General features: G+C 43.8%; 7 protein-coding genes and 1 tRNA gene. All 8 read right to left on the bottom strand.

Annotated elements, in window-relative coordinates; genetic code table 11:
* Window positions 1–97: 97 nt before the first annotated feature.
* A tRNA-Arg gene (locus tag VN429_RS02855) sits at window positions 98–169 on the bottom strand.
* A gap of 52 nt (window positions 170–221) precedes the next feature.
* Complete coding sequence (locus VN429_RS02850) at window positions 222–1,019, bottom strand: response regulator (protein ID WP_325629579.1); 798 nt, start codon at window positions 1,017–1,019, stop codon at window positions 222–224.
* 153 nt (window positions 1,020–1,172) lie between these two features.
* Window positions 1,173–1,871: a glycosyltransferase family 2 protein gene (locus VN429_RS02845; RefSeq protein WP_325629577.1), complete on the bottom strand. Its 699-nt coding sequence runs from the start codon at window positions 1,869–1,871 to the stop codon at window positions 1,173–1,175.
* Window positions 1,868–2,845, bottom strand: a complete 978-nt coding sequence (locus VN429_RS02840; protein ID WP_325629575.1) for a glycosyltransferase family 4 protein — start codon at window positions 2,843–2,845, stop codon at window positions 1,868–1,870. The genes VN429_RS02845 and VN429_RS02840 overlap by 4 nt, the downstream gene beginning before the upstream one ends.
* Complete coding sequence (locus tag VN429_RS02835; protein ID WP_325629573.1) at window positions 2,845–4,152, bottom strand: protoporphyrinogen/coproporphyrinogen oxidase; 1,308 nt, start codon at window positions 4,150–4,152, stop codon at window positions 2,845–2,847. The genes VN429_RS02840 and VN429_RS02835 overlap by 1 nt, the downstream gene beginning before the upstream one ends.
* An 83-nt stretch (window positions 4,153–4,235) precedes the next feature.
* Entirely contained in the window at window positions 4,236–4,763 is a 528-nt protein-coding gene (locus VN429_RS02830; protein ID WP_325629571.1) for an MBL fold metallo-hydrolase, read from the bottom strand.
* A gap of 147 nt (window positions 4,764–4,910) precedes the next feature.
* A complete protein-coding gene (locus tag VN429_RS02825) occupies window positions 4,911–5,510 on the bottom strand; it encodes an MBL fold metallo-hydrolase (RefSeq protein ID WP_325629569.1) in 600 nt (199 codons plus the stop codon).
* Window position 5,511: 1 nt separating this feature from the next.
* The gene (locus VN429_RS02820) at window positions 5,512–6,123 is read right to left on the bottom strand and encodes a CheR family methyltransferase (protein ID WP_325629567.1); all 612 of its coding nucleotides are present in this window, start codon (window positions 6,121–6,123) and stop codon (window positions 5,512–5,514) included.
* Window positions 6,124–6,156 lie beyond the last annotated feature (33 nt).

Here is a 6,156-nt window from a genome sequence, read left to right as displayed (position 1 = left end):
CAAATTTCCTGGAAAAATGTAGATCAACAATCGTAACCACGTGATCTAGAAAAAAAACTATGGACTAATGCAATGATAATCGTAAAAAAAGTAGTAGCGCCCCGGCCGGGACTTGAACCCGGGTCAAAAGCTCCGCAGGCTTCTAGGATATCCACTACCCTACCGGGACTGAGGTGCTTATACAAGTATGTCGTGAGTAGTTATAAATCCTCTCATCTTGATCAGACTTCATTTTTCATCTTCATATGCATCCTTACCATCACTCCGATTGTCTCATTTGATGCATCCCTGATTGAAGATGACTGAATTACTACATGTCTGAAGGTTCCATCCTTCATCTTGACTGCGATATGCTGCTTGATTCCAAGCACCAGACTTTCTCTAATGACATCCTGAAATGTGTTGGAAAATATGGTATTCTGCCTGGTATCGTAGAATGTCAGGTATTTACCTATTGGATCATTGATCACATCATTTCGTGAAACATTGAGAATGTGCTCTCCATAAGGGTTGACAAAGAGTATTCTTCCTCTATTATCAAGGATGAAATAGGCATCCAGTTCGGAGAGCGCAGCTCGTGCCACCCTGCGGATCTTACTGAATTGGAAATCCTTGGCTTTCTTGAGCAGCCGATCATTATGGAGAGCTATCTCTATGTTGGAATAGAGGTCCTTTCCGCTGAATGGTTTGATAATAAAACTTGCCGGTTCAGCATTGGCTGCGCGACTCAATGTCTTCTCATCATCCTGCGCTGAAAGAAAGATTACAGGAATTTTAAATATCGACGTGATATATTTTGTCGCAGTTATCCCATCAATTTTTCCGGCGAGATTAATATCCATCAGCACGATATCTGGCAGATGTTCTGCTACCTTGTAGAGTGCCTCTTCTCCGGTTGTAACCCTTGCAGTTACCATATACTCTCGTTGAAGGAGAAATTTCTCTATCAGTGACGAGATGATTTCATCATCCTCAACGATGAGTACCTCGATGAGTGGGCTTTTTGGGTGGTCAAACATTACCTGTACCTGCCTGTTAACGTGCGGGATAGTTTTAGACTAGTATAGGATTGTCTATTCATGTTTAAGAACCATTCCAGCCTGATGAAGACTCCTGCTAATTATGAGAGATTAAACATCTTTTCATAATGGCTGACTCTGAAAAATGATTGTTTACCGGTATTCTCGCCTGGTATACGAGTACTTATCTGCATCTCCTCCGTGAAAGACTATGTAGAACCACTCATACACTGATTTCAGAGCACCGAACTGATCATATCGCCTCATGGAGAAGCCTACCCAGAGTTTACGATCAAACCAGATTTTTCCTTGTCTCTTCATCCTGTGAGCGATCTCCAGATCATCACCTGCATCTGATACGCGGTACATTCCTGCATTCATAAAAGCATCCCTTCTGAATGCACTATTGCAGCCCAGGGTAAAGAGAATAGTTCCAGTCAGATAGCCGATGCCTGCAAAGGTGTTTGCAAGGAAGAGATAAAAGCGATTTTTCAGTGTCTTCTCTATAGGTCTGACCGGTCCATAGATCATGACTATTTTTGAATCTTCAAATCCCTTTTCAATTCGTTCGAGCCAGTCCGGAGGCAGATATGTGTCAGCATCAGTGGTTACTATTATCTCCCCTTTTGCCTGCATCGCTCCGTCATTGCGAGCTCCCCCGACTTTTGGACTGGTCTGAATGAAAACGGTGTCAGCATACTTTTCCGCAATCTCACGGGTTTTATCTTTTGATCCACCATCAACCACGATTATCTCGTAGTGATCCCTGGGCAGAGTCTGTTTAGTCAGCGAAGAAAGGCACCCTTCTATCCGCTCTTCTTCGTTAAATGAAGGAACAATTACTGATATCATGTATTGAATATCTCCTGGTAGAGTTTGATATGTGCAGTACAAACGTCTTTAATGTCATAATGTGCTGATGCATCCCGTGCCTGGGCTGCACATGCCCTCAGCGTTGTCTCATCTGTTATCTCACGCCCTGCGTCTTCAACGGTTGAAAAATATCGTACTGTGTCTCCGTATACTTCATGAAACTCAGGAATACTTCTTGCTAGAACAGGGAGTCCGCATGCCTGTGCCTCGAGGACTGCCAGTCCGAATGTCTCGGCAAATGTAGGCATAAAGAAGATATCTGTTGCACAATATGCTTCAGCAATATCGCGGACAAACCCGGTGAAAATGACGTTATCGGTACGCTTCTGGATAAGCCACTTGATCTTCAGGTAATCTTTTGAGGCAATTCCATAAGGAAAACCCCCCACCCAGACAAATCTGATGTCTGGGTATCTGGATGCAAGTTCAATGAAATCATAGAACCCTTTCCGCGGACTTACCTGTGCCACAGTCAGGATCATCTGTTCATCCTCACCTATCCCATGCATCTCTCTGAATGAAATCCGTTTTTCTTGTGATGGGTGAAAATAACTCCTGTTAATCCCATTCGGTATCCTTGTAACCGGAACATCTGGCACCATCTCCTTCACCTCCTGCTCACACGATTCAGATATTGTAACTATGTGATCGAATTTGCGATAGATCTCGGGATACCGCTTATTTATCGCTTTGGTAAGGGCAAGATTGCCGATATTGACTCTCGGAGTTGAATGGGCAGTAAGGATTCTTTTTCCACCTGATAATCTTCGGTTGAGGAGAGCAATAGGTCCGAAGGTGTGGTAGTGTGAGATGTCAGCATTATACCTGAACCTCTCCCAGGTGAGGTTCAAATCAGACTCCTCTTTCAGGGTTTTATACAACGTACGAGCAACAGTAGAACACCCGATGTACTTAAAAAGAAGCATGTCTTCGACGACAAAGTTGACGTCCATTACAAGCCCCTTACAAAATCCATTACTGATCTGATGACCCCATCCATGTTGAGGTACTCAAATTGAGAAAACCGCCCTACAAGGGAGATATCAACTGATGCAAAGTGTTCCTTGATGATCTTCATATTCTGCTGCCACGCCAGATCATATACGACATACGCAAACCGATGCCGTACTGCTAGGGCAGATCTGACCTGGTCAGGATCAAGAATTTTAGCAGTTCCCAGAGCATTGATGGTATCTCTTACTATCTCTGCATCACTCATCTGATCTATCCTGTCACCTGCATTGTATGTTATCTCAGCAAGAATAGATGAGCAACCATCAGGAGCAACCTCTGTAGAGAAGTTTGAAGGGAATGAGATCCTGTTTGCTGCTGTTCCTTCTTTTTCAGGAAGATACATCCAGGAGAAAGGGAGTGTCTGCCCGTTAAGTCCGATCCCAACACAGACAATTGAATTATATTTGAGAGCGTTGATGGCAGTTCTAACTGGATCTGGTAAAGAACTGAAACATGACTGTAGAATCTGGAGAGGAAGGGTGCTGATCAATTTATCTGCCCTGATAATATCAGTCCCATTACTGACTTCCCATCCGTCTTCGGTTTTTTGAATAGAAGTTACGTTAAAACCGGTCCTTATCCGGTCTGTTACTGGGCGTGCAATCGCCTCAATGAGTGCTTCTATTCCACCTGTTATTGGGTATGAAAAGATTGCCTGATGAGCATAACCTTCAGTTTCGACCCCCACTGCTGCCTTGATAATGTCCTCTACCGGTGGGCGGGGAACACGCCCTTCAACCCAGTGTGCTGAGATCTGATTGAGTGGGTAGTTCCAGATCTTCTCATTATATGGGACCAGGTATGCCTCTGCTATACCTTTTCCAAAAGTATGGTATATCCAGTCTCTGAAATTTTCAGGATCTTTCAGTTCACCTTTTTCAAGGGCAATAAGTGTTTTTATGAACTCATTGAGACAGGTATAACAGTCCTCTTTAGGAAGTTCATAGAGTCCGTTTTCGAAGGGATATTTGATATAACGGTTTTTGTAAAATATTTTTGTATCTCTCTTTCGCTCACCCCGGTTCTCTTTGAGAACCTGATGCATAAATGAAAGAACCTCCTGATCCCTGGAGAAGATGATATGCGAACCGCCAATATCAAATGTGAAGCCATCAGTTGTGATTGATTTACATAGACCCCCGATACTGGAGTCCTTTTCTAAAACCAGAACCTCTTCACCCTCTTTTGATAGGAGGTGGGCAAGGGTTACCCCTGCAAGTCCACCCCCAATGATTACCGTCTTCACCTCTTATGAATGGGAGGTACAGAAATATAGTGATACCTTACAGAAAATCAATTCCGTTCCGATATTTCATAGAAAAAAACTGATCAAAGAACTCTGCTTTTTCGCAGATTTCGAAGTGACTGATCCAGGATTTTGTTACAGTCTTTGGTTATAACTTCCCCATGTCCCGGGTATATTGAATGCACCGGGAGCTGTACGAGTTTTTCAAATGCTTCAACAAAGGGACGTTCATAGGTTCCTTCTGTTCCCCAGATCGTCAGAGGCGTGTCTCCTGAGAAGAGCAACTGATTTTCCCTGCAGTAGATACAGATAGAATCTGTGCTATGGCCGGGAACATGGATGAGATCAAAATTTTTCCCATTTACCTGCACTGTCTCTCCGCCTTTTACTACATTATCAATTCCGTGTAGGTATGCAGAATATGCGTAGGTTTTTACAGGCCAGATTGACTTTATATCTTTGAGAATTTTGGTATGATCATAATGACTGTGTGTCAGGATAACCTGGCATACGGGTTGACTCCGATTCTCGTATTCGATTTGTTTAAGGATAGGCAGTATCTGAGGGTCGCAACCAGTGTCAATGAGAAGGCCACATTTCTGGTTATCCATCTCTGAGTATCCCTCTCCGGGGAAAGAGGGCAAACAGAGGTACGAATTTGAGGTGTAAATTTCAGATCCGGCAGTCAGGTTTCTCACCTTCATGACCATGTTTCTCCTAATTCCTGCTGATAGACAAAATTCTCATTCATGACACCCTCAGGTAAATTTGCTCCTCTTCAGGTTACGAAGCGACTCTTCAAGCATGTGCCCCACTCCTTCACGAATGGGATCTCCGTGGCCCGGATAGATCTCTTTCACATCATAGGAACATATCCGCTCAAAAGCAGGAAGAAATGCCGGGTTATATATGCCGTCATCTGTGTAGATTCTGATTGGAATATCTCCAGAGAAGAGAACTCCCTCATCATGGCTGAAGTAGCAGACAGAATCCTCACTATGGGTTTCTCCCCAGATAACCTCGCAGTCTTGATCTCCGATATGGATCATCTGTTTGTCATGCACTGGAATAATCCCCTGGACCCGGCTTTCGGGGTGAGCGTAAACCGGAACCGGGTACCTGTCAAGGATCTCATGGAGGAGGCCGGCATGATCAAAGTGTGAATGTGTGAGGAAGATCTGCTCGATTGGTTTCTTTCCGATCCCTGTCCTGATACTTCTTAATTCTCCGAGCATGGTCACATCACGGCCGACATCGATAAGGCTGGCTTGATCACTCAACTGCAGATACTCGCTGCTGATGTGATAAACATTTGAGGTGTACTCAGTGCTATGTCCGGTCAGGTTTCGGATATGCATGTTATCTTCCGATCTTTCGAAATATCTGTGCGTTCATGACCATCAACTCAAACTTCCCGTTCAATTCGTCTGGTAACTTCTGAGTGTGCTCATGTAGCATAAAACCCCCTTCTTCAAGAGCATTCCAAAACATCATCCAGACTTTCATTCTCTCTTCAGCTGAGAAGTGAAGGAGGACATTTTTACAGATGATCATGTGAATTCCTGATCGGATCGGCTCAAATGAAAGTAGATCATGCCTCTGGAACTCCACAGAATTCCTTATCTCCTCTTGAATGATACGTTGCGAAGGATCATTATCGGCTGGAGTGAAGTATCTGGCAAGGATATCTTCCGGTATCCTCTCCAGATCCTTAAGTGGATATTTTCCCTCGTTAATGATCTTTCCATAGTTGCCATACTGATCCAGATCTGTGGCGTAAATTTTAACATTTCTGAATAGATATGGTCCGATTATTTCGCGGAGGATGATAGCAAATGTATAGGGCTCCTGCCCCATGGCACATCCTGCGCTCCAGATGGTTATTCTCGTTCTACTCTGGATATAAGGGTGAAAGTGTTCTATTGCAAGACGCAGAGTCTGTGCGTCCCTGAAAAAGAATGTAAATGCCATATATTCTCTACGTAATATGCCTCGTTATAGTTC

Source organism: Methanospirillum sp. (genome assembly GCF_035560735.1).
Lineage (GTDB): Archaea > Halobacteriota > Methanomicrobia > Methanomicrobiales > Methanospirillaceae > Methanospirillum.
The sequence above is the reverse complement of the archived record's forward strand: the minus strand, read 5'-3'. Positions and strand labels throughout refer to the sequence as shown.

What these genes read in the sequence shown, in the direction of transcription:
- VN429_RS02820 (WP_325629567.1), bottom strand. Translation starts at nt 6,123, where the DNA reads ATGGCATTTACATTCTTTTTCAGGGACGCACAGACTCTGCGTCTTGCA.
- VN429_RS02840 (WP_325629575.1), bottom strand. Translation starts at nt 2,845, where the DNA reads ATGGACGTCAACTTTGTCGTCGAAGACATGCTTCTTTTTAAGTACATC.
- VN429_RS02850 (WP_325629579.1), bottom strand. Translation starts at nt 1,019, where the DNA reads ATGTTTGACCACCCAAAAAGCCCACTCATCGAGGTACTCATCGTTGAG.
- VN429_RS02845 (WP_325629577.1), bottom strand. Translation starts at nt 1,871, where the DNA reads ATGATATCAGTAATTGTTCCTTCATTTAACGAAGAAGAGCGGATAGAA.
- VN429_RS02825 (WP_325629569.1), bottom strand. Translation starts at nt 5,510, where the DNA reads ATGCATATCCGAAACCTGACCGGACATAGCACTGAGTACACCTCAAAT.
- VN429_RS02830 (WP_325629571.1), bottom strand. Translation starts at nt 4,763, where the DNA reads ATGGATAACCAGAAATGTGGCCTTCTCATTGACACTGGTTGCGACCCT.